The sequence below is a fragment of the Acidovorax sp. JHL-9 genome (assembly GCF_000426205.1).
Taxonomy (GTDB): Bacteria; Pseudomonadota; Gammaproteobacteria; order Burkholderiales; family Burkholderiaceae_C; genus Acidovorax; species Acidovorax soli.
The window spans coordinates 32237-56385 of record NZ_AUEX01000004.1 but is presented as its reverse complement, the minus strand read 5'-3'; the positions used below and the strand labels follow the sequence as shown (position 1 = coordinate 56385).

General features: G+C 68.9%; 17 protein-coding genes. 7 read left to right on the top strand and 10 right to left on the bottom strand.

Going from position 1 to position 24149, the window contains the following annotated elements; all coding sequences use genetic code 11:
* Positions 1–2 precede the first annotated feature (2 nt).
* On the bottom strand, positions 3–1001 hold the full coding sequence (locus tag K225_RS0104375) for a tripartite tricarboxylate transporter substrate binding protein (RefSeq protein WP_026435282.1): 999 nt from the start codon (positions 999–1001) through the stop codon (positions 3–5).
* Between the two features lie 104 nt (positions 1002–1105).
* Here K225_RS0104375 and K225_RS0104370 point away from each other — a divergent pair, with 104 nt between their 5' ends.
* On the top strand, positions 1106–2014 hold the full coding sequence (locus K225_RS0104370) for a LysR family transcriptional regulator (protein WP_026435281.1): 909 nt from the start codon (positions 1106–1108) through the stop codon (positions 2012–2014).
* Between the two features lie 22 nt (positions 2015–2036).
* On the opposite strand, the gene priA is transcribed toward K225_RS0104370, so the two are convergent.
* The 5 genes from priA to K225_RS0104345 all read right to left on the bottom strand — a co-directional run bounded on the left by priA (position 2037) and on the right by K225_RS0104345 (position 14013).
* Positions 2037–4148, bottom strand: a complete 2112-nt coding sequence (gene priA, locus K225_RS0104365; RefSeq protein WP_026435280.1) for a primosomal protein N' — start codon at positions 4146–4148, stop codon at positions 2037–2039.
* 676 nt (positions 4149–4824) lie between these two features.
* Entirely contained in the window at positions 4825–5943 is a 1119-nt protein-coding gene (hemE, locus tag K225_RS0104360; RefSeq protein WP_034711778.1) for a uroporphyrinogen decarboxylase, read from the bottom strand.
* Positions 5944–6178: 235 nt separating this feature from the next.
* Positions 6179–7759, bottom strand: a complete 1581-nt coding sequence (locus K225_RS0104355) for an MFS transporter (RefSeq protein ID WP_026435278.1) — start codon at positions 7757–7759, stop codon at positions 6179–6181.
* 273 nt (positions 7760–8032) lie between these two features.
* Positions 8033–10246, bottom strand: a complete 2214-nt coding sequence (locus K225_RS0104350) for a protein-disulfide reductase DsbD (RefSeq protein ID WP_026435277.1) — start codon at positions 10244–10246, stop codon at positions 8033–8035.
* 59 nt (positions 10247–10305) lie between these two features.
* On the bottom strand, positions 10306–14013 hold the full coding sequence (locus tag K225_RS0104345; RefSeq protein ID WP_026435276.1) for a DUF748 domain-containing protein: 3708 nt from the start codon (positions 14011–14013) through the stop codon (positions 10306–10308).
* 118 nt (positions 14014–14131) lie between these two features.
* On the opposite strand from K225_RS0104345, the gene K225_RS0104340 reads away from it, so the two are divergent.
* Complete coding sequence (locus K225_RS0104340) at positions 14132–14986, top strand: creatininase family protein (protein WP_026435275.1); 855 nt, start codon at positions 14132–14134, stop codon at positions 14984–14986.
* A 74-nt stretch (positions 14987–15060) separates the two neighbouring features.
* Here K225_RS0104340 and K225_RS0104335 read toward each other — a convergent pair whose 3' ends face one another.
* From K225_RS0104335 to K225_RS0104320, 4 genes are all read right to left on the bottom strand, one after another.
* On the bottom strand, positions 15061–16104 hold the full coding sequence (locus K225_RS0104335) for a VWA domain-containing protein (protein WP_026435274.1): 1044 nt from the start codon (positions 16102–16104) through the stop codon (positions 15061–15063).
* Between the two features lie 24 nt (positions 16105–16128).
* Entirely contained in the window at positions 16129–17136 is a 1008-nt protein-coding gene (locus tag K225_RS0104330) for a DUF58 domain-containing protein (protein WP_026435273.1), read from the bottom strand.
* On the bottom strand, positions 17117–18121 hold the full coding sequence (locus K225_RS0104325) for a MoxR family ATPase (protein WP_026435272.1): 1005 nt from the start codon (positions 18119–18121) through the stop codon (positions 17117–17119). The genes K225_RS0104330 and K225_RS0104325 overlap by 20 nt, the downstream gene beginning before the upstream one ends.
* A 161-nt stretch (positions 18122–18282) precedes the next feature.
* Positions 18283–19206, bottom strand: coding sequence for a S1C family serine protease (locus tag K225_RS0104320; RefSeq protein WP_026435271.1), 924 nt, complete (start codon positions 19204–19206; stop codon positions 18283–18285).
* Between the two features lie 172 nt (positions 19207–19378).
* On the opposite strand from K225_RS0104320, the gene K225_RS0104315 reads away from it, so the two are divergent.
* From K225_RS0104315 to K225_RS0104295, 5 genes are all read left to right on the top strand, one after another.
* On the top strand, positions 19379–20209 hold the full coding sequence (locus K225_RS0104315; protein WP_026435270.1) for a TatD family hydrolase: 831 nt from the start codon (positions 19379–19381) through the stop codon (positions 20207–20209).
* 94 nt (positions 20210–20303) lie between these two features.
* Positions 20304–20870, top strand: coding sequence for a DNA-deoxyinosine glycosylase (locus K225_RS0104310; protein WP_081679595.1), 567 nt, complete (start codon positions 20304–20306; stop codon positions 20868–20870).
* Positions 20871–21635, top strand: coding sequence for a spermidine synthase (locus tag K225_RS0104305; RefSeq protein WP_026435268.1), 765 nt, complete (start codon positions 20871–20873; stop codon positions 21633–21635). It begins immediately after the preceding gene.
* 373 nt (positions 21636–22008) lie between these two features.
* Positions 22009–22497, top strand: a complete 489-nt coding sequence (locus K225_RS0104300) for a tripartite tricarboxylate transporter TctB family protein (RefSeq protein ID WP_026435267.1) — start codon at positions 22009–22011, stop codon at positions 22495–22497.
* 15 nt (positions 22498–22512) lie between these two features.
* Entirely contained in the window at positions 22513–24024 is a 1512-nt protein-coding gene (locus tag K225_RS0104295) for a tripartite tricarboxylate transporter permease (RefSeq protein WP_026435266.1), read from the top strand.
* The last annotated feature ends 125 nt before the right edge of the window (positions 24025–24149 follow it).

Genomic DNA, 24149 nt, shown 5'->3' with positions numbered 1-24149 from the left:
GTTTACTGCGCTTGGAGGTTGATGGATTTGGCGATCGCGCGGAACTGCGCCGTGCCGTCGGTGTAGGCCTTGGCGGCCTCTGCGACGGAGAGCGTCGGCGCTGGCGTCTGGCTGGCGGCCTCGAGGTTGGCGCGCACGGTGGGCTCGGCGAGCGTGCCGGCGATGGCCTTGTGCAGGGTGGCGACCACGGCCTCGGGCGTGTCGCGCTTGACGAAGTAGCCGGTCCAGATGTTGAAGGTGAAGTCCTTGAGGGCCTTGCTCTCGGTGATGGCGGGGATGTCCTTGGCGGTATCGAGGCGGGCGGAGTTCAGCAGCGCCAGCACCTTGATGCGGCCGGCCTTGCGCAGATCGACGTGCTTGGTGGCAAAGGGCGACAGGAAGATGTCCACCTGGCCGGAGATCAGGTCCTGCTCGGCTGGGGCGCCGCCCTTGTACGGCACATGCACCATCGGGATGCCGGTGACCTTGGACAGGTGCTCGCCCAGCAGGTGGTAGAACGAACCCGGGCCCACGCTGGCGTAGGTGATGGGGCGGCCCTGCTGGGCCTGCTTGCGGGCGTATTCCACGAACTCGTCGATGCTGTTCACCGGCAGGTCGCCACGGGTGAGGAAGCCGATCTGCGCGGTCGCGATCATGTTCACCAGGCGGAAATCCTCGCTCTTGAACTTGATGGCCGAGATGGCCAGCGGCGCCAGGATCAGCTCGTTGGGCGAGCCCTGAAAGATCATGTGGCCGTCCGAGGGCTGGCTCAGCACCTTCTGCGCTGCGATGGAGCCGCTGGCACCCCCGAGGTTTTCCACGATGACCGGCTGGCCCAGCTGTTTGCCCAGCGTGTTGTTCACCGTGCGGGCGATCACGTCTGAAACCCCGCCGGCCGGATAGGGCACCATCAGCGTGACGGGCTTGGCGGGAAAGTTCTGGGCCAGGGCTCCGGCACTGAGAAGCAGGCCGCCGATCAGTGTGACCGTGCGGCGCGCCAGGCGGGAGGAGGAAGAGGGCATGGTGTGTCTCCGTATCGATGGTTGTAAGCGCATCCTAGGGAGTGCAACGCTATGCGTCCAATGTATTATTTTCCTGAAAACCATTCGTTGAGCTCATATATCGCATGAACCTGCGTCACCTGGAACATTTGCTGGCCGTTGCCGATACGGGATCGTTCAGCCGTGCGGCGGCGCGCCTGTTCATCACCCAGTCGGCGCTCAGTCGCAGCATCCAGGGGCTGGAGGTGGAACTGGGTGGCCCGGTGCTGGACCGCCTGGGCAAGCGCAACACCCTCACCCCGCTGGGGCAGGAGGTCGTGGCCCGTGCGCGGCCCATCCTGCGTGACCTGGAAGCCTTGCGCGACAGCGCTCGCCTGCTGCAGCAGGGTGACCTGGGACGCATCAGCGTGGGGCTGGGCTCGGGTCCTGCCGCGCTGCTTACCGTGCCGCTGCTGACAACGGTCGCGCGTGACCACCCGGGCCTGCGCGTTTCGGTCACCCACGGGCCGGCCGAGCTGCTGGTGATGCAGCTGCGCAACCGGCAGTGCGATGCGCTGGTGGTGGACCTGCGCCGCGTGGTGCCCGCGCCCGACCTGCAGATCGAAGCGCTGGCCGAGCAGCGCGCCGATTTCATCGTGCGCTCCGGCCATCCGCTGGCGGGTGCTGCGCGCGTGACACTGGCGCAGGTGCTGGCGTACCCCGTGGCCTGCACGCCGCTGTCGGACGAAGTGATCCGGCTGATGGTGGACCAGTTCGGGCTGCAGGCGCATCCGTCGGAGATGGTGCGGCTGGAGTGCGACGACGTGTCCGCCTTGCTGGCGGCCGTGGAGCAGTCGGATGCCGTGTTCCTGGGCGTGCGCGCGGCTGCCCGCGCGGGGCTGGATTCGGGCCGGCTGGTCCCGCTGCCCATGCATCCGGACATGCGCGCCGGCGCTCGCTACGCCGTCATCACGCTGGTGGGTCGCACCACTGCGCCCGCCATGGCCAGCTTCCGGCAGATCCTGCAGACCCACCTGCACGACGAAGCGCTTTGAACCGGTTCTGAGGCACGTGGCCCTAGATCGCCAGCGGGTCCACGTCCACCAGCCAGCGGATCAGGCCCTTGTGCTCGGGCAGGCTGCGCGTGGCTTGCAGCACCGGTTGCCACGCTGCCAGAAAGCGCTGCAGGGTGGCGCGGCTGCTGCTTTCCAGGAGCATCTGGGCGCGCTCCACATTGGCCACGCGCTGGATCGTGAGCGGCACGGGCGGGAACAGGATGACCGTGCCATCGGGCAAGCCAGGCAACTGCGCGGCGTGGGCGGCGGCGGTGGCCGCCGTCAGAAAGCCTTGCGCTACCTCCTGCGTGCGCGCATCGGCCCGCACCAGCGCCTGGTACGAGAACGGCGGCATGGCGGCCTCTTCGCGCTCCTGGAGCTGCCGGGCGGCAAAAGCCTCGTAGTCGTGCGTGCGCAGCGCCTCGAACACGGCATGTTGGGGGTGAAAGCTCTGTACCCACATCTCGCACTGCGTGCCCTGGGCGGCCATGTAGGCGGCGTCGCGTCCGGCGCGGCCTGCGGCTTGCATGAGCAGCGCAAACAGCCGCTCGGGCGCACGAAAATCGCTGCTGAACAGCGCACCGTCTGGCTGCACGGCGGCCACCAGCGTGATGCGGCGAAAGTCGTGGCCCTTGGCGATCATCTGCGTGCCCACCAGCACGTCCACCTCGCCCGCATGCACCTGCGCCAGCTGCGCCTCCAGCGCGCCCTTGGCCTTGGTGGTGTCGGCGTCGATGCGTGCGATGCGGGCCGGGTTGCCGTCGGGGCGCTGCACGTTGCGCAGCAGGGCGCCGAGCTGTTCTTCGAGCTGCTCGGTGCCCCGGCCCATGGGGTGGATGTCGGGGCTGCCGCAGGTGGGGCAGTGAAACGGTACGCGCACCGTGTAGCCGCAGTGGTGACAGCGCAGGGTGCGGTCGGTCTTGTGGAACACCTGGTGCGCGCTGCAGTGCGGGCAGTCGCTCTTCCAGCCGCAGTCCACGCAGTGCAGCACGGGGGCGTAGCCGCGGCGGTTGAGCAGCACCATGCTTTGCTCGCCGCGCGCCACGCGCTCGGTGATGGCGGCCAGCAGCGGTGCGCTGAACACGGTGCGCCGGGGCTGCTGGTTCATGTCCACGCGGCGCACGCGGGCCAGGGCACCTGCCCCGATGCGGCTGGGCATTTCCAGCCGCAGGTAGCGGCCCACGGTGGGGTCGCTGGCGTGCCAGCTCTCCAGCGATGGCGTGGCCGAGCCCAGCAGCACCTTGGCGCCCTGCTCGCGCCCGCGCCAGATCGCCAGGTCGCGCGCCGAATAGCGGGCGCCCTCCTGCTGCTTGTAGCTGGGGTCGTGCTCTTCATCTACCACGATGAGTTTCAAGCACGGCAGGCTGGCGAACACCGCCATGCGCGTGCCCAGCACGATGCGTGCGCGGCCGCTGTGGGCGGCCAGCCAGCTTTTCAGGCGCTGGGGGTTCGTCATGCCACTGTGCAGCGAGACCACGGCGCCGGGGCCGAAGCGTGGGGCAAAGCGGCCCACGAAGCGTTCTTCGAGCTGCGGCGTGAGGTTGATCTCGGGCACCATCACCAGCGCCTGGGCGGTCGGGTCGGCCTCCAGCATCTCCTGCACGCAGCGCAGGTAGACCTCGGTCTTGCCGCTGCCGGTGCTGCCAAACAGCAAAAAGGGGCCATTGTCCGAGGCAATTCGGGCTCTGGCCCTTTCCTGCTCCGTGGTGAGTGCTATGTTTTGAATGGCGTCTTGTGGAGCCTCCGATGCCGTGCCGGGGCGGCGCAGGCGGCGCGCCAGCTGCTCGGGGCGCAGGTCGCGCAGCTGCGGGGGCAGGGCGGCCAGGGCCACCTCGCCCAGGGCGCGCTGGTAGTAGCGCGCGGCAAATGCCACCAGACGGCGCCAGGGCGAATCCAGCGGCGCCACGCCGTCGAGCACCCCGGCAATCGGCCGCAGGGTGGCGCCATCGGGCAGCTCGCCGGTGGCCTCGTCGGCATCCCACACCACGCCCAGCACCTCGCGGCTGCCCAGCGGCACACGCACGAGCGTGCCGGGTGTGAGCGGGCGCTCACTGGCGTAGCTCAGCAGGTCACCCACGCCGCTGTGGGCAGGCGTCTGCAGGGCGATGTGGACGATGCAGAAAGGCGAGGACACGGAAAAGTGCGGGGTTGCAGCGGCTTATGGATGCCGTGTGGAGATTGGGCGGCTAAGTGCTTGATTTGATGGGGTTCGCCAGATCATCCCGGATTTCTGTGGATAACTTTGTTGACATCCTGCCCGGAAGCGCTGCCAAGCCGCATGAATACTGGCTTGGAACAGATTGCACGGAAAAAAGGCATGGGCAAAAAATCCTTATGAATCAATTGTCTGAAGAAATTTTTGCGCAATTTTTGTGCTAGCGCGTGCCGCCGCCATTTTGCTGCGTCGCACCACAAAAATTGTGCATAAGTGGTGCAGGCCGGGGACGTCAAGTGGGGGAAACGCCCCCGATTTGTGCTAGCCCTGGGTGGGTGCTCTTCAGGATTTTCTTCACTTTGGGGTGCAAGTACTTGATTTCATGGGGAATTTCCATGAAATTCAGCATTCTTGTGGATAACTTTGTTGATATCTCTGGGATTTGGCACGCAAGTCCTTGAAATAACACGTTCTGGCTGGTTTGCTTACAAAAAGTGCAAAAGTGCTAAATCCTTCAAAATCAACTACTTAGGATGGTTTTTTGAAGTTGTCACAGATTCTTTGCCGCAGGTGTGGGGCCCATGCAGTGGCCCCGGTGGCTGCACCCGTGGTGTGCATAACCATGGCAGGAATGCCACAGCCAGCGGTGGGTCCCTCAACCCTGGCGCTGCGCACGCGAATGGCTGTGCACTGCTTCGACCAGCGCTGCCACATGCTCGGGCGGGGTGAACTGGCTGATGCCGTGGCCCAGGTTGAAGATGTGCGTGGGGCCGGTGGTGCTGCGGTCGGTGTGCGGCTTGCCAAAGCTGTCGAGCACGGCGTGCACCTGGGTGACGATCTGCGCGGGGGGCGCAAACAGCACGTTGGGGTCGATATTGCCCTGCAGCGCCTTGCCGGGGCCGCCCGCCTGCCCGCCGACGATGGCGCGCGCCTTGCCGAGGTGGGCCGTCCAGTCCAGGCCCAGCACTTCGCAGGCTATGTCCTTCATGTCTTCCAGCCAGATGCCGCCGCCCTTGGTGAAGACGATGCGCGGCACGTCCTGGCCATCGACGCCGGTGCGCTTGAGCTTTGCCAGCACGCGCTGGGTGTAGGCCAGGCTGAACTCCTGGAAAGCGCCATCGGCCAGCACGCCGCCCCAGCTGTCAAAAATCATCACGGCCTGGGCACCCGCGTCGATCTGGGCGTTGAGGTAGGCAGCCACGGCGTCGGCGTTCACGGCCAGGATGCGGTGCATCAGGTCGGGGCGGCTGTACATCAGCGTCTTGACCAGGCGGTAGTCGTCCGACCCCTTGCCCTCGACCATGTAGCAGGCCAGCGTCCAGGGGCTGCCCGAGAAGCCGATCAACGGAACACGCCCATTGAGCGCCTTGCGGATGCTGGTGACGGCGTCGAACACATAGCGCAGCTTGTCCAGGTCGGGCACGGCGAGTTCGGCCACGTCGGCCTCGTTGCGCACCGACTTGGCGAAGCGCGGGCCCTCGCCCTCGGCGAACGACAGGCCCAGGCCCATGGCGTCGGGCACGGTGAGGATGTCGCTGAACAGGATGGCGGCGTCGAGCGGGAAGCGGGCCAACGGCTGCAGCGTGACCTCGGTGGCGAAGTCCACGTTCATCGCCAGCCCCATGAAGCTGCCAGCCTGGGCGCGCGTGGCCTTGTATTCGGGCAGGTAGCGGCCCGCCTGGCGCATCAGCCACAGGGGGGTGTAGTCGGTGGCCTGGCGGCGGCAGGCGCGCAGGAAGGTGTCGTTGGTGAGGGGGGCGAAGGTGGTGCTCATGCCCGCAATTGTCGCAGGGAGCGCAACGCATCCTTCGCGCACAAGCCCCGGGCGCCCGGTGCGTTCACGGCCCCCGCCAGCGCCAGCGTGGAACTGGCTTTGCCAGGCCACCGGTGGCGTCCCCCTCCGGGGCTGAGGAGCAGCGGCTCCAAACCCGCCTGCGCAGGTTTGGACTGCTCCGAAGAGTTGCCGCGTCTCGCGGCGACACCGAGCGGCGCAGCCGCTCAGGGAGGCTTCACCGTTCTGCGATGTAGTGCGACATGCGCGCGGTTTGCCCCGGGGCCAGAAACGCCCGCACCTCGGTCTCCAGCGCCTGGTCGGCCATGGTGGCGCGGGCACGCTGGTGCAGGTAGTCGGCCCAGGACTCGACGATGAAGCGCTCCACATAGCGCGAGGGTTCGCCCAGATCCTTGTACACGCGCCAGAAGGTGGCGCCGTCGCGGCGGCGCGGGGCCTTCATGCGGCTGATGGCGTCCAGGAAGGCCGCGTCGCTGCCCGGCGCAATGCGGTAACCCACCTCCACGGCCACCGGGCCGGCCTCGGGCAGGGGCTCGGACTCGATGAACAGTTCATCCCAGGGCGTGGCCTGCGTCACCTCGTGCAGGGCGCCCATGCGCAGCGGCATCGGCTTGGCCAGCAGCAGGCTGGCCACCATCAGCGCGGCGGCCAGGCACAGCGTAGGCGTGAGGCCGATGAGGTCGGACGCAGCGCCCCAGAAGGCCGAGCCCATGGCAAACGCGCCCAGCGCCGCCACCATGTGCATGGCCACGGCGCGCGAGCGCACCCACTGCGGCGCGCTGGCCTGGGTGGCGGTGTTGAAGGTGGACATGGACGACATCCAGGCCGCGCCCGCCAGCAGCATCCACAGGTAGATGAACCAGGCCAGCTGCGTGAGCGCGGCAGCCAGCATGGCGGCGGCAAACACCCCGCCACCGGTGCCCACGATGGCCTCCATGCCGAAGCGCGTCCGCAGCCGCCCCAGCACCAGGCCCACCAGCACGGCGCCCGTGCCCAGGCAGCCCATGAGCAGGCCAAAGCCCTGCGCGCCCGTGCCCAGGCGCTGGGCAATCACCGGCAGCAGCGCCCACAGGGCCGAGCCCGCCGCGCCAAAGGCCGTTACGCGCACCAGCTGCGCCAAAATGATGCGCGAATGCCAGGCAAAACGCAGGCCGCTGAGCGTGCCGCCCCACAGGCGCTCGGCCGGCAGCTTGGAAGGCGGGTGCGCCTTGGGCGGCCAGCGGCGAATCGACTCCCACATCACCAGCGTGGTCGCCACCGTGACGGCGAACACCCAGCCTGCCCCGAGCAGCGCGAACAGCAGCCCTGCCAGCGTGGGCCCCACGGCGCGCGCGGCGTTGTAGGCAATGCTGACGGCGGTGATGGCCTGCGGCCATTCGTCGCGCGGCACCGGGTCGATGACCGACGAATTCCAGGCGGGTGTGAGCATGGCCGTGCAGCAGCCGCACACAAAGACGAGGAACAGCACCGAGGCCGGGCCGCTCCAGCCACCCAGCGTGAGCAGGGCCAGCAGCGCGCAGGCGCCGGTCTGGGCCAGCAGCGCGCCCGCAATCAGGCGCCGGCGGTCGGTGGTGTCGGCCAGCACGCCGGCGGGCAGCGCCAGCAAAAACATGGGCATGAACACGGCCGTCTGCACCAGCGCCGCCAGAAACGACGAGCCCGTGAGCTCCACCATGAGCCAGGCCGCCGCCATCGTCTGCATGCCGTTGCCCACGAAGAACACGCCGCCGCACGCCCACAGGCCCCGGAAGGCAGTCTGGCGCAGGGGGCTCCACAAGGAATTTGAGGGCTGGGACATGGAACGGTGGGAGCGTGGACGGGCGGTGGGGTGGAAGCGGACGTCGTGGCGTACCGGCGGTGCCGATCCTGCCGGGCTTGAGGATATCGTCACCCGGGTGTTTTGGGGCAGTGCGTCGGACTTGTCCCTTGAAGGCTACCGCCGTGGCAAGGTGTGCTGCCCACCGGCGTTGGCATTTGGAAGCCATTTTGGCCAAAAGCGCTGGATGGATCGGCGCCAACAGCTATCCATCAAGGAGCAATCCGGGCTGCTCCATCTCCAGCGGCCGGGCCGCTACAGCGCCGCCAGCGCCTGCCGCACCTCGGCCACGCTGAGGATCTCGGTCAGCACCACCGGCGCCTTGCCGGGTGCATACAGCACATACACCGGCACGCCGCTGCGCCCGAGCTGGGCGAGCGCGGCGGTGATGGCGGGGTCGCGGCGGGTCCAGTCGGCGCGCAGCAGGGCCACCTTGCGCTCGGCGAAGTCGGCCAGCACGCTGCTGTCGGTAAGGGTGGTGCGCTTGTTGTACTGGCAGGTCACGCACCAGGCGGCGGTGAAGTCCACAAACACTGGCTGGCCACCAGCCATCAGTTCGGCCGTGCGCTCGGCAGACCAGGCATGCCAGGCGCTGGTGGCGCCCACCGCGACCTGGGCGGCACGCTCCACTGGTTTGGTGATGTTTTGGCCAATAGCGCTTGCCAGCCATGCGCCGGATGCTATTAAAACAGAAGCAATCACCATCCGGGTGCGGCCGCGCAGCGTGAGCGACCACACCAGCGCGCTGCCGGCCACCAGCAGCGCCAGCAGCGCGCCGGCGCCGTCGATGCCGCTTTGCTGGCCCAGCACCCACACCAGCCAGACCACCGTGGCAAACATGGGGAAGGCCATGGCGTGGCGGAAGGTCACCATCCAGGGGCCGGGCCGCGGCAGCCAGCCCACCACGGCCGGCACCAGGCTGGCCGCCAGGTAGGGCAGGGCCATGCCCAGGCCGAGCGCTGCAAACACCGCCAGCGCCTGCGCGGCGGGCATGGCCACGGCAAAGCCCAGCGAGGCGCCCATGAAGGGTGCGGTGCAGGGCGAGGCAATGGCCACGGCCAGCACGCCCGACAAAAACGCGTCGCCCACCGGGTGGCGGGCCTGCAGCGTGGCCAGGCGCCCCGGCACGAACTGGCCGAACTCGAACAGGCCCGCCAGGTTGAGCCCGATCAGCGTGAACAGCGCGGCCAGCCCCGCCACCACGGCGGGCGACTGCAGCTGAAAGCCCCAGCCCAGCTGCTCGCCCGCCGCGCGCAGGCCCAGGAGCAGGCCGCCCAGCGCCAGGAACGACAGCACCACGCCACTGGTGTAGGCAGCACCGGCCAGGCGCTGCGCGCGCCGGTTGCTGCCATGCTGCGCAAAGCCCAGCACCTTGATGGCCAGCACCGGAAACACGCAGGGCATGAGGTTGAGCAGCAGGCCGCCCAGCAGCCCACCTGCCAGCGCCGCCAGCAGCGTACCCAGCGAAGCGCTGGTGGGGGCAGGTGTAGGGGAGGCGGCCTTGTTGGCCTCCAGCGCCGCCGCCAGCGCGGGCGACACGCTGGCGCGCGTGGCGGCGGCCCAGGTGCCGTTCACGTCGGCCACGGTGCGCCAGGCGTGGGGGGCCGCGCGGTCTGCGGGGCGCTGCTCCAGCGCCAGCACCAGCGGCAGGCGCTCGGGCGTGTCACCCCGCTGGGGCGACAGCGGCAGGTCGGCGGTCCAGGCATCGCCATCCCAGGCCTGGGTCCAGTCCTTGCCGGGCACGGCGGCGGAGATTAGCACCTCGGGCGTTTCCGCGAACAGGGCCAGCGTCTGGCCGCGTGCCGCGGCGGGCAGCCCGCGCACGCGCAATTGAAGGCGCTCGCCCTGCACCTGCACCTGGCTCGTTCCGGCCAGCGCCAGCGGCTGATCGGCCTGGCTCTGGGCGAAGGCGGCGGCGTGCAGGGCGGTGGAGCCGCGCACGGGCAGCTGCAGTGCGAAGTCGCCCTCTTCGGGAATGCACTCGACGCGGCACACCAGCCAGGTGGCGCGCAGGCGCACATCGAGCGTGCCGTTGCCCGCCAGCGGCACCTTGAAGTCCGGGCCCACCTGCACCGGCACGGGCAGCAGCACCGTGCCTTCGTAGCCATGGTTGGCAAGGGTGCCGATGCGGATGGTGTGGGGCACGGGCCAGGCGATGTCGCCCGCCGTGAGGCCGGTGGGCAGCGTCCAGGCCAGCTCGGTGGGCAGGCCAGAGTCGCCGGGGTTCTTCCAGTAGGTGTGCCACTCGGGCTGGTGGGTGATTTGCAGGCCCAGCCACAGCGGCTGGCCGGGGCCCACGCCCTCGGGCGCGTGCGCCACGAGTTCGGCACGCACGCGGGGCGTGGTGACCACGCTGCCGGTACGGGCATCGGGTTTTGAGTTGAATTGGGCGCTGGTGCCTGTCCATGAAGCGCTGGCAGCTATGAAAAGCAGAGCGAAGAAAAAGTGGGAGAGCAGGCGATGGGGCATGGTTGCAGGGTGTGAGCGCTGGCGCTGCGGTTGGTTCCGGAGCGCCGTGCGCGGTCCGCCTATTGGGTGGCTAGGCTCAGCTGGGCCTGGGGTGTCCATTTTTCGTCCGGCGTGGCGGCCTTGGGGGCGGCCAGGAACAGGCGTCCCTCGGGCAGCTTCTGCTCGGCCAGGTAGGCCTTGACGGCCTGGCCGCGGTGCGTGGCCAACTCGGTCGCCAGCTCTTCGGTGGCGGCGGGCAGGTGGGCCAGCAGCAGGGCTTCCATCTCGGGCACGGGCAGGTCCTTGGCCATGCCCACCAGGTTGCGGGGCTTGGGCATGTCGGCGCGGCGGTACACCGCCTTGAGCAGCGCCGGGTATTCGGCGGCCTGCACGGGGGTGGTGTCGGCGGGGGTGGCGCGGCGCTTTTCGGCGCGCACCAGGTCTTGCAGGCGCTCGCGCTGGATGGCTTCGCGCTCGCGCGCCAGGCTGGCCGTGCCCGTCACGGTGAGCTTGAGCGCGGGCCGCTCGATCAGGGCCTTGGCCACCTTGTCCAGGCCCTGCCGTGCCTCGGGCGTGAGGCTGGCGCTGCCGGGGGCGAAGGCCACGGTGCTCAGTTCATCACCGCCCCCGAAAGCGCGGGCCAGCAGGCTGAAAGGGGCCGTGATGGCCTTGCCGATCAGGTTGACGATGATCTTGAAGATGACGGGGCCGATGCGGAACTGCGGGTCGTTCAGCGAGCCGCTGATGGGCAGATCGAGGTCGATCACGCCATGGCTGTCGGCCAGCAGGGCCACGGCCAGCCGCACCGGCAGGCTGTTGGGGGCTCCCTCCACGGGCTCGCCAAACGTGAGCTGGTTGAGCACCAGCTTGTTGCTCGCCGTGAGCTGGCCGTCGGGCAGCACCTTGTACGACACGTCCATGCTGAGCTTGCCGCGCTCGATGCCATGGCCCGCGTATTTCACCGAATAGGGCGAGAGGGGCGGCAGTTCGAGGTCGCGCACCTTGCCCACGATGTCCAGCGCCAGCGGCTTGGCCAGCGGGTTGAGCTTGCCGGTGATCTCCAGCGCGGCCGAGCCCTCGGCGCGGCCGCGCAGCTCCAGATCGGCCAGCACGGGCTCGCCGCCCGGGGGCTGGGACGAGAACGCGCTGAGCTTGCCGGTCAGCTCGGTCAGGTCGGCCGAGTAGTTGGGCCGGATGAAGTAGTCCGAGAACAGCACCTTGCCGTTGACCAGGCTCACCGGGCCGAACACCACCACCGGGGCCAGCGGGTCAGGCGGGATGGCTGGTGCTGGGGGCAGCGGGGTGCTGGCCGATGCCGTGGCGTCCGCGGGCGCCGACGGGGCGGGGGATGCGGTGTTTGCGGCCGGTGCCTGGTGGCTGACCTCCGCCGGGCTTTTGGCGATGTCGCTCAGGTTGATGCGGCCGTTTTCGTTGATGGTGACGCGCGCAAAGAAGTCGGCCAGGCTGGTTTCCTTCACCTCCACCCGCGGGGCGGTGTTCGGTGCCAGGGCCACGGCCAGGCCGCGCAGGCCCAGGCTCTTCCAGGCCAGCAGTTCTTCGCCCACCTGTGCGGCGGTCTTGGGCGTGGCGGCGGCCGTGCTGTTGGCGCGCAGGTCGTCGATGGCGGCGTCGCCATTCACGCGCAGCGTGGTGCCGCGCGCGCTCTGGGACAGGGCCACCTGGCCGCGAAAGCCCAGGTCGGCGCGCAGCAGTTCGATGGCCAGCTGGTCGGCCAGGTAGCCGTCCAGCGCGTACAGGGGCAGGCGGCTGGCTTCCAGGCGCCCTTGCGTGGCAAATGGCTGGGGTGTCAGTGTGCCACGGTAGCGGAGCTGGCCGGCCTGGCCCCGGCGTGCGGCCACCCGGGCCGAGAGTTCGACGGCCTCGGGCTTGCGGCCGTCCGGCGCCAGGTTGCGGGCCTGCAGGCTCAACGCCGACAGGTTCAGCGCCACGGGGCGGGGCTGGGCGCGGTCGGCAAAGGCCACGCTGCCCTGGTTCACGTTCAGCTCGCCCAGGCGCACACGCCAGGCGGGCGCGGCAGGCGCCTTGGCCGTGGCGGTGGTGGGTGCGGCCTTGAGCCAGCGTTCGTACATCCAGCGGCCGTCGGCAGCGCGTTCCACCGTGGCCTGGGGCTGGGTGATGGCCAGGCTCTCGACGTCCACGGTGCGCTGGTCCAGGTTCAGCTTCAGGCCATCCAGCGCCAGCTTGCCCACGCCGGCCAGTGTGGTCTTGCCCTGCTGCAGCGCCAGTTGTTCCAGCGCCAGGGGGCCGGCGCTGAGGGTGACGCCCGTGGCGCCTGCCTTGGCGGCGTCGCCGGCAGGGGCCTGCCACTGCAGGGCCAGTTCACCATTGATATGGCCAGTCAGCGCGGGCTTCAGTGTCTGGGCCAGGTAGGGCGCGGCCAGTTGCAGGGCCAGGCCTTGGGCCGACAGGTTCACCTCGGCCGTCCGGTCGGTGGCCTGGCCCTTGAAGGCCAGGGTGCTGCCCTGCAGGCCCAGTGCGCCCTGGAAGGTGAGGGGCGTCTGGAAGGGATAGGCCACACCGGCCACATCCAGTGTGAGCTCGGTGGCCTGCAGCGCGGCGGCGGGCTGGGTGCTCTGATCGCTCCAGTGCACCTGGCCCTTGCGCACGGCGGCCTGCGCCACGGCCACGGTCCAGCCGGGGGCGGTGGCGGGCGGGGTGGCACCGCTGGCGGGGGCCTGGGGTGCCGGTGCGGCAGGCGGTGGCGGGGTGGTCGCCGGTGGCGCGGCCGGGGCGGACAGTTGCGCGAGGTTGATCGCGCCCTGGGCATTGCGCGTGGCCGTGACCACGGGCGCCGCCAGCTCCACACTGGCCAGGCGCACCACCTGGTCGAGCGGGCGCACCTCGGCCATGTCCACCGTGAGGCGCTCGTAGGACAGCAGGGGCTGGTTGCCGCGGTCGGTGATCTGCACGTTGCGCGTCTGCACCTTGCCCGTCAGCGTGACGGCCAGGCGGGGTTTCTGCTCGAACGCCAGCTTCACATCCAGGTCGAGCAGGGCGCCCTGCAACCGCACCGGCAGGCTGGCAGGCAGGTAAGGCAGGTAGGGCGCCAGGTCGAGCCCCTCCCATTTCAGCGTGGCGTCGCCCTTGCCGGTCTGGGCAAACGGGGTGGCCTGGGCCGACGAGTCAAACCGGCTGTCGCCCACCGCAAACGACAGGTGGGGCGCCACCGTGATGTCGCGTTGCGCGGGCAGGGTGCTGATGAAAGGCACTTTCAGGGTCAGCTCGCGCACGGAGTGGGTTTTGTCCACGGTGCGGTCGTCGAAGTCGATGGCGCCGCCGGTCAGCACCAGGTTGTGCAGCGCCAGCCGCGCCGGGCCGCTGGCGGGTGGGTCGGAGGGGGCGGTGAGCCGGGCCAGGATGTCGTCCACGTCGTAGTGGCCGTCGGCCAGGTGCGTGAGCCGCAGATGGGGCGCGTCGATTTCCAGGGCATCGACCACCGGCGCCAGGCGCAGCAGCGACTGCATTTCGGCATCGGCATAGATGCGCGCAATCTCCAGTTGGGGCGGGCCGCCCTGGGCACCGCCGATGGCGATGTCGCGCAGCGTGACTTCGAGCGTCCAGGGCGTGAACTCGATGGCCCCCACGGTGACCGGGCGCCCCAGTTGTTCGCTGGCGATGCGCTCCAGCGGGCCCTTGGCCAGCGCCGGCACCGACAGCCAGCTCAGCAGCCACAGCAGCAACAGCGCCAGCAAGGCCCACAGGCCCCGGCGCACCCAGCGGTGGTGGCGCAATGTGGCAAGCGACGCGGAGGCAAAGGGCTGGGGCATGGGGCGTACAGGCTGGATGGTGCGAAATGCGGCACCAGGCACATCGTGCCAGGTGGCGTGGGCTGGTACATCTCCCGGATTATCCGCGCAGCGCCGCTGCTCCACTACCATGGCGGACATGACCGCCGCCACCTCGCCCCTGCCGTCGCGCTTCTGGGCCGACCTTTCCACCCGCGACTTCGCCCGGCTGCACGCCAGCGGCCAGGCGCGCCAGACCGTGGCCGTGCTGCCCGTGGCGGCCATCGAGCAGCATGGGCCGCACCTGCCGCTGTCGGTGGACGCCACGCTGCTGCAGGGCGTGATCGATGCCGCCCTGCCGTTGCTGCCCGCCGCGCTGCCCGTGCTGTTCCTGCCGCCGCAGGTGGTGGGCCTGAGCCCGGAGCACATCCGTTTTCCGGGCACGCTCACGCTCTCGCCCGCCACCGTGATCGCGCTGTGGACCGAGATCGGCGAATGCGTGGCGCGTGCCGGGGTGAAAAAGCTCCTGCTGTTCAACGGCCACGGCGGCCAGGTCAGCGTGATGGATATCGTGGCGCGCGAGCTGCGCACGCGCAGCAAGCTGCTGGTCTACAGCAGCAGCTGGTTCAGCCTGCCGCTGCCCGACGCGGTGGCGGGCCAGTTCAGCGCCGAGGAGCACCGCTTCGGCATCCATGCGGGCGAGATCGAGACCTCGATGATGCTGCACCTGGCGCCGGACACGGTGCACATGGCGCACGCGCGCGATTTCCGCTCTACCTCGCAGGACCGCGCCGAGCGCTACGCCATCCTGGGCAATGGCAAGAGCGCCAAGCTGGGCTGGCAGATGCAGGACTACCACGCTGCTGGCGCCGTGGGCAATGCCGCCGCCGCCATGGCCGACAAGGGGCGGGCGGTGGTCGATGCCGCCGCGCAGCAGCTGGCGCGCCTGCTGCAGGAGCTGCACGACCTGCCGCTGGCCACCCTGGTGGACGGTCCGGGCGGGCTGATCGGTTAACGAGGTTTGGGGTGTTTTGGGGTTGTGGCGCTTGTGTCGCAAGCGCAAGCAGCTTTGTTTTTGATGGTGACGGACTAGATCACCCGCCCGAACCACCACACCGACAGCCCTGCCGCCAGCACCGCCAGCGCGGCGCCCACCAGCGCCAGCAGGGCCGAGATTTCGGTCTCGCGCTTTTCCACCGTGAGGCGTGAACTCAGGGTTTCATAGACCTTTTTCAGGTCGGCGGCCGTGGCGGCGTGGAAGTATTCGGCCTGGGTGCGCAAGGCCACGGCCTTGAGGGTGTCTTCATCCAGGCGCACGCGCATCGACCAGCCCTCGAAACCAATGGTCTCGCCCTGCAGCGTGCCCACGCCCACGGTGTACACGCGCACGCCCCGGTCGGCCGCCCATTGGGCGGCTTCCAGCGGGTCCACGCCCGTGGTGCGCTGGCCGTCGGTCAGCATGATGATGGCGGCCGAGTTGTAGGAGCCGGGCGCCACGGGCGTGAAGGTCTTGGCCGGATCCTGATTGGTCACCTCGTCGAGCGAGCGCGCCCGCATGGCCTGGCGCCCGCCGAGCGCGGCGATGTCGATGCCTGCGTCGGGGAACAGCGTGGCCAGCGCCAGCATGATGCCGTTGCCCGTGGCCGTGCCGCGCTGCAGCTGAAAGCTGTCGATGGCCTTGACCAGGTCTTCATGGCTCTGGGTGGGCAGCTGCGCCAGCTGGGCGCTGCCCGCAAACGCCACGATGCCCACGCGCACATGGCGCGGCAGCTCGGCGATGAAGGCCTTGGCGGCGTCCTGCGCGGCGGTGATGCGGTCGGGCTGCACGTCGGTGGCGCGCATGCTGCCCGACACATCCATGGCCAGCATGATGGTCTGCTGCTCGGAGGGCAGCTTGATGACGGCCAGCGGCCGCGCCGCCGCCAGCAGCAGGGCCACCAGCGCCAGCAGCAAGAGCGCGGGCGGGATATGGCGGCGCAGGCGCTGGCCGGGGCCGAGCGCGGCGCGCACCAGGCCGAGGCTGGGGTAGTTCAGCGCTGCCTGCTTGCGCCGGTGCAGCAGCCAGGCATACAGCAGCACCAGCAGCGGCACTGCCAGCAGCAGCCAGAGCAGGTTGGGCCAGAGGAAAACCATGGTGGGAGCTTTCGGTGTCAGGGGTCAGCCAGCGGCATGCACGGCCGGCGGGCGGGGGGTGGGCTGGAAGGCGCGCAGCCGGGGCCCTGCACGGCGCTGGCGCAGGTCCATGAAGCGCAGCAGGGCGTCGATCAGGTCGTCATCGGTGCGCAGTTCCAGCGTGTCGGCGCCCGCGGCGGCCAGGCCCGCGCGCAGGGTGGCCTCGCGCTCGGCGGCCAGGCGGGCAAAGCGCTGGCGAAAGCCCTGGTCGTGTGTGTCGACCTGCAACTGCTCGCCGGTCTCGGCATCGCGCAGGAGCACCAGGCCGAGGTCGGGCAGCTCCAGCTCCAGCGGGTCGAACAGGCGCACGGCCACCACGTCGTGGCGCTGCGCGAGCTGGGCCAGCGGCTTGTCCCAGCCGGGCGCGCTGATGAAGTCCGACACCACGAACACGGTGGAGCGCCGGCGAATGGCGCCCAGGCCGGCCTGCAGCAGCACGCCCAGCTGGGTGCCGCCTGCGGGCTGGCCGGTGGCGGGCTGCAGCAGCTGGTGCATGAGCTGCAGCACCTGCGCGCGGCTGCTGCGCGGGGGCAGCACCGCATCCACCGCGCGCACGCCGTCGCGGCCGGTGCCATACAGCAGGGCACCCACGCGGTTGCCGTGGCGGGTGAGCAGGCGCGCCAGCACCGCCACAAAGCCGGTGAGGATGTCGCGCTTGGCGTGGCCCTGCGGGCCAAAGTGGATGGAAGGGCTCAGGTCCAGCAGAAACCAGGCCGACATTTCGCGGTCTTCGGTGAATACGCGCACATGGGGCGCGTCCAGGCGCGCCGTCACGTTCCAGTCGATGTGGCGCACATCGTCGTGGGGCTGGTATTCGCGCAGGTCGGCCAGGTCCAGGCCGCTGCCGCGCACCAGGGTGCGGTAGTCGCCCTGCAGCAGGCCGTCCAGCCGCCGGATCACCTTCCATTCCAGCGCGCGCAGCAGCCGGTCGGCCTGCCCCGGCAAGGGGTGCAGGGCCTGCACGGTGGCGGTTTCAGGCGGCTTTTTGTTCATGGTGCAAAGGCCTTGCGGGCGCCGGTATCTTGGCCATGATGCGGGCGATCAGCGCATCGGCGTCGAGCCCGTCCGACAGCGCCTCGTACGACAGCGACAGCCGGTGGCGCAGCACGTCGGCCGCCAGATCGGTCATGTCTTCGGGCAGCACGTAGGCGCGTCCGCGCAGCATGGCCAGGGCCTGGGCACCCTCGGCCAGGCAGATGGTGGCGCGCGGGCTGGCGCCGCAGGCGATGAAATGCGCCATGTCGCTGATGCCGTGCTGCGCGGGCGCCCGCGTGGCCGCCACCAGCTTCACCGCATACTGCAGCAGCGACGGGTCCACATACACGCTGCGGCATTCGGCCTGCAGCGCCGACAGTTGCGCCGTGGTGGCCACCGGCAGCACCTGCACGGGCGCATCGAGCGCGCGCTGGGCAATCACGAACTCTTCCTCCTCGGTGGGGTAGCCGAGCAGCACCTTCATCATGAAGCGGTCCACCTGGGCTTCTGGCAGGGCGTAGGTGCCTTCGGTCTCGATGGGGTTTTGCGTGGCCATCACCAGAAAGGGCTCGGGCACCCTGTGGGTCTCGCCGGCAATGGTCACCTGGCGCTCCTGCATCACCTCCAGCAGGGCGCTCTGCACCTTGGCGGGGGCGCGGTTGATCTCGTCGGCCAGCAGCAGGTGGGTGAACACCGGGCCCAGCGAGGTGCTGAATTCGCCCGTCTTCTGGTTGTACATGCGCGTACCCACCAGGTCGGCGGGCACCAGGTCGGGCGTGAACTGGATGCGCTTGAAGCTGCCCTGGATGGTGCGGGCCAGCGTCTTCACCGTGAGCGTCTTGGCCAGGCCGGGCACCCCTTCGACCAGCAGATGGCCCTGAGCGAGCATGGCCACCATCACGCGTTCCAGGAAGCGGTCCTGCCCGACCACCACGCGCTTGACCTCGTAGAGCACCTGCTCCATCAGGGTGGCGGTGGAGGCGTTGTTCGTTGCGGCTTCCATGGGTTTCCTTCCGTGTCAGTGATCAACGATGCTGCGACCCGTCACCCGCCCAGGCAACTGGCGCGGCCAAGGCGAGGGACACCGAGCAAGGGCCGCCCCGCAGCGAGGGTGTCGTCCCCCTGGAGGGGGAAGGCGCCGAAGGCGACTCAGGGGGCTTCATATCAGAACGGCGGCATGCCGATGGCGGCGGCTGCGTTTTCAATGGGCACGGCAAAGCCGATGCCAATGAAGGTGCGCGCCTTGGTGGGGTTGAGGATGGCGGTGACGATGCCCACCACCTCGCCGTCCATGGTGACCAGCGGGCCGCCCGAGTTGCCGGGGTTGGCGGCGGCGTCGAACTGGATCAGGTGGGTCAGCGGACCGTTGCCCTCGGGCGAGTCGAATTCCCGTTCCAGGCCCGACACCACGCCCGCCGACGCCGACGGCCCGATGCCGAACGGAAACCCGATGGCCACCACCTGGTCGCCCGCCCGCAGGTTCTGTGTGGAGCGCAGGGGCGCGGCGGCCAGGTCGTCGGGCAGCTTGTGGGCCTGCAGCACGGCCAGGTCGTTTTCGGGCTGGACGCCGGTGACGCTGGCGGTGGTTTCCAGTCCGTCGTGGAAGGTGACGGTGACGCGGCTGGCCCCCTGCACCACATGCAGGTTGGTGAGGATGATTCCCGAATCCACGATCACCACGCCGGTGCCCACGCCGCGCTCGATCTCGGCCTTGCCGTTCTTGCTGCGCGCATAGCCCGCCACGCGCACCACCGACGGCGCCACGGCCTCCACGGCCCCTGCGGCGGGCGAGGGCAGGGTGGTGTTTTCCAGGGTGCGCAGCACGGCGGCGTCGATGTCGCCCTGCGTGATGCGGCGGGGCACCGCGCCCGGGTGCAGCCACAGGCTGGCCAGCAGCAGCGCGGTGAGCACCACCACGGCCGCCCACAGGGCGCGCAGGCGGCGGTGCGCCGCGGTGGGGAGGGTTGTGGCGGTGAGCGCCGCGGTGGGTGGTGCCCCCGGTGGCGCCGGCGTGCTGGCGACCTCGGCCGCCGGTTCTGCCGGACGCCGTGGGGGGCGGGAACTGCTGTAGAGGGCGGGCCGGGGCATCCTGTCACCTTCTGGTTCCATGGCCATTTCAGGCGCCGGTGTCTTGCACGCGGTGTCCAGAAACAGCAATTCGCGCCAGGGCAACGGCGCAGGGAATTGACAGTAGCACGGATCGCCCATTTCCGCATCCGCTGGCGGACGGGCGGGTTGCCGGTTGGGGCATCATGGCGGCATGCCCTCCTGGATCGACACCCACTGCCACCTGGACGCCGCAGAGTTTGCCGCCGACCGCGACACCGTGCGCCAGCAGGCCGCCGCTGCGGGCGTGGCGCACTGCGTGATCCCGGCCGTGGAGCGCGCCAACTGGGATGCCGTGCGCCAGCTCGCGCACCGCCATGGCGACAGCTACGCCCTGGGTATTCACCCCCTTTACACAGCGCGGGCAGCCGAGGCCGATCTGGCGCTGCTGGACCAGGCGCTGCAGCAGCACCGCCACGACCCGCGCCTGGTGGCCATCGGCGAGATCGGGCTGGATTTTTTTGCCCAAGGCCTGGACACCGCGCGCCAGGAGCAGATTTACCGCGCGCAACTGCAGCTGGCGCGCCGCTGTGATCTGCCGGTGATCCTGCATGTGCGCCGCTCGGCCGACCAGCTGCTCAAGGGCCTGCGCGAAACGGCCGTGCCGGGCGGTATCGCCCACGCCTTCAACGGCAGCCTGCAGCAGGCGCAGGCGTTCATCGCGCTGGGGTTCAAGCTGGGTTTCGGCGGCGCGCTGACCTATGACCGCGCGCTGCAGCTGCGCCGGCTGGCGACCGAGCTGCCCGCATCGGCCCTGGTCCTGGAAACCGACGCGCCCGACATCCCGCCGCACTGGCTCTACACCCCGGCCGCGCAGCGGGCCGTCGGGCAACCGCAGGGGCGCAACGCGCCGGCCGAGCTGCCCCGCATCGCAGGGGTGATGGCAGGCCTGCGCGGCCAGTCGCTGGTGGATCTGGCGCGCAGCACCTCCGCCAATGCCTGTGCGGCGCTGCCACGCCTGGCAGGTTTGCTGCAGAAAATCTGATTTTTTTGGCCGCAAGCGAAATATGCACAAGCGCTGATGGCGATTGATTCCATAGTGCATGGGTGCATATCGGGTTTGCGGCCAGAATCGGGCCATGAAGGAAAACAAGGCGGCTCCCGGCCGCAGCACCGATCTGCCCCAACCGCGCCCGTCGCCCGGTGGCGAGCGGCTGACGGGCCTGGCGCCCGTGGTGTCCGAGGGCACGGTGGTGCTGGTGCTGGGCAGCTTTCCGGGCGCGGCCTCGCTGCGGGCCGGGCAGTACTATGCGCACCCGCAAAACCATTTCTGGCGCATCCTGCAGGCGCTCTGGCCGCAGCACCGGCTGCCCGACAGGGAGCACTACGACCAGCGCTGCAAATGGCTGCTGGCGCGGGGCCTCGGGCTGTGGGATGTGTACGCCAGCTGCGAGCGCGTCGGTAGCCTCGACACCCGCATCCGCAACGCGCAGGTGAATGACTTTGCCGCCCTGCGTGCGCGCTGCCCCCGGCTGGCGGCCATCGCCCACAATGGCGGGGAGAGCTTCCGGCACGCGCGCAGCACGGCGCAGCTGGGGGTGCCGGTGCACCGGCTGCCCTCCACCAGTCCGGCCAACGCCTCCTGGAGTTTTGAACGTAAATTGAACGCCTGGGCCGAACTGCTGGCCCGGCATGGATTGGTGTGAATGGCCCGCAAGAAAACAACCGATATCGAACTGCCCGAAGTGAGCGTCTCCGACGACGGCGAGGTGCGCCACCTGCACCTGGGAACCCCCTGGATCCAGGGCTCCATGCGCGTGGCCGAGCCGTTCGAGATTGAACTGCAATACGTGCAGCGCATGATGGCCTGGCTGCTGTTTGTCGAGCCTGCCAGCGTCACCAAGCGCCACGCCATGCAACTGGGGCTGGGGGCCGGGGCCATCACCAAGTTCTGCCACAAGAAGCTGCGCCTGTGCACCACGGCCATCGAGCTCAACCCCCAGGTGCTGGCGGTGTGCCGCCAGTGGTTCAAGCTGCCGCCCGACGGCCCCAAGCTGCGCGTGGTGCTGGCCGATGCGGCCGAGGAAATCCGCAACCCGATGTGGCAGGGCACCGTGGATGCCTTGGCCGTCGATCTGTATGACCACGAGGCCGCCGCGCCGGTGCTCGACAGCCCCGGTTTTTATGCCGACTGCCGCGCCCTGCTGACCGAGGACGGCTGCATGACCGTCAACCTGTTCGGCCGGGCGTCCAGCTTCGAGCGCAGCCTGCAAAGCATGGCCAGCGCCTTTGGCGAAGAGGCCCTGTGGGCCTTCAAGCCCACGCGCGAGGGCAACACCGTGGTGCTGGCCCAGCGTACGCCCAGCCGGCCCAAGCGCACCGAACTGGCCGCGCGGGCCGAGGCCATCCAGGCGCGCTGGGATCTGCCCTCGGCCAAGTGGATGCGCGTGTTCAAGCCCGTGGTGGGCTGATACGGTTTTGCCTTCAAACGTAAACGATAGTTGGTTCGCCTTGCCGTGCTGGAGCACTGCCTGCGGCTTCCCGCCTGGTTATCTGCTTGAATGCGAGACCGTATGAGGCGCAGAGCGCGCGTCGTGCCTCGCCACCGCGCAAACAACCACCCGGTGAAGATCTCCACTGCCTTCTGTCACGGCCAACCCCGAGGCGATTGCGCCGACGCCGCCACTGGCGTGATGGGTGATTTTGTCAGGGTAAACCCCGGTTTTTTGGGGCGCCGCAGGGCAGTGGGCGGTCATTGTGACGGGATGTAGGTGGAATCCACATCGGAGCCTGCCGACATTCCCCACACAATCGCAAGGTTGAGATTCCGCCAAGGAGACATTCGTGAAAATCAAGAGTCAAAAAGACTTTTTTGCCGGCCTCATGTTCATGGGCATCGGCGTGGCCTTCGCATGGGGTGCCACAACCTACAACGTGGGCAATGGCGCCCGCATGGGTCCGGGCTATTTTCCCCTGATGCTGGGGATTTTGCTGGCCATCATCGGTGCCGTCGTCACCTTCAAGGCCACCGTGGTGGAAACCGTGGACGGTGACAAGATCGGCAAATGGGCCTGGAAGCCGCTGTTCTTCATCCTGGCCGCCAACTTCGCCTTCGGCATCCTGCTGGGCGGCCTGCCCAGCATCGGTGTTCCGGCCATGGGCCTGATCGTTGGCATCTATGCGCTGACCTTCATCGCCAGCCTGGCAGGCAACGAGTTCAACGCAAAGGCAGTGTTCATTCTGGCCACCGTGCTGGCGGTGGGCAGTTATGTGGCATTCGTCTGGGCGCTCAAGCTGCAGTTCCCTGTGTGGCCGAGTTTCATTACAGGTTGAGCAGGAGCACCGACCATGGATTTGATTAACAACCTCTCGCTGGGTTTTGGCGTCGCCTTCACGTTCCAGAACCTGATTTACTGCTTTGTCGGCTGCCTGCTGGGCACGCTGATCGGCGTGCTGCCTGGTATCGGCCCGGTGGCCACCATCGCCATGCTGTTGCCCGCCACCTATGCGCTGCCGCCCGTGGCTGCGCTGATCATGCTGGCCGGTATCTACTACGGTGCCCAGTACGGCGGCTCCACCACTGCCATTCTGGTGAACCTGCCCGGTGAGTCGTCCTCGGTGGTGACCGTGATCGATGGCTACCAGATGGCGCGCAAGGGCCGAGCGGGGCCGGCGCTGGCGGCTGCCGGCCTGGGATCGTTCTTCGCGGGTTGCGTGGGCACGCTGATCCTGGCGGCCTTTGCGCCTCCGCTGACCGAAGTGGCCTTCAAGTTCGGCCCTGCCGAATACTTCTCGCTGATGACCCTGGGCCTGATCGGCGCCGTGGTGCTGGCCTCGGGCTCGCTGCTCAAGGCCGTGGCCATGATCGTGCTGGGCCTGCTGATGGGCCTGGTGGGTACCGACGTGAACTCGGGCGTCGCCCGCTTCAGCTTCGATATCCCTGAGCTGACCGACGGCATCGGTTTCGTGACCATCGCCATGGGTGTGTTTGGCTACGGCGAAATCATCGCCAACCTGTCGCGCCCTGATGAAGACCGCGAGGTCTTCACGGCCAAGGTCGAGGGCCTGTTCCCGACCAAGGAAGATTTCAAGCGCATGTTCCCCGCGGTGCTGCGCGGCACGGCCCTGGGTTCTGCCCTCGGCATCCTGCCCGGCGGCGGTGCGCTGCTGGCGGCTTTCGCGGCCTACACGGTCGAGAAGAAGACCAAGCTGCATCCGGGCGAAGTGCCGTTCGGCCAGGGCAACATCCGTGGCGTGGCATCGCCCGAGTCGGCCAACAATGCCGGTTCGCAGACCTCCTTCATTCCGCTGCTGACGCTGGGCATTCCGCCCAACGCCGTGATGGCGCTGATGGTGGGTGCCATGACCATCCACAACATCCAGCCCGGCCCGCAGGTGATGACCAGCAACCCCGAGCTGTTCTGGGGCCTGATCGCCTCGATGTGGATCGGCAACGCCATGCTGGTGATCCTGAACCTGCCGCTGATCGGCATCTGGATCAAGCTGCTCACCGTGCCGTACCGCTGGCTGTACCCGTCCATCGTGCTGTTCTGCGCGGTGGGTGTGTACTCCACCAACAACAACACGTTTGACGTATGGATGGTGGGTGCGTTCGGCCTGATCGGCTACATCTTCCACAAGCTGGGCACCGAACCCGCACCCCTGCTGCTCGGCTTCATCCTGGGCCCGATGATGGAAGAAAACCTGCGCCGCGCGCTGCTGCTCTCGCGCGGTGACTGGAGCGTGTTCGTCACGCGTCCACTGTCGGCCGGTCTGCTGGCGGCTGCTGCCCTGCTGCTCATCATCGTGCTGCTGCCTGCGGTGAAGAACAAGCGCGAAGAAGCCTTCGTCGAAGACTGACACTGCGCCCGGGGCCCGCTGTGCGGGACCCGGCATCAAGAACAACGGCACCTTCGGGTGCCGTTGTTTTTTGGGGCGGCGGTGCCGCGAGAAACCTGCAGGTCCGGTACACAATGGTGCACCGA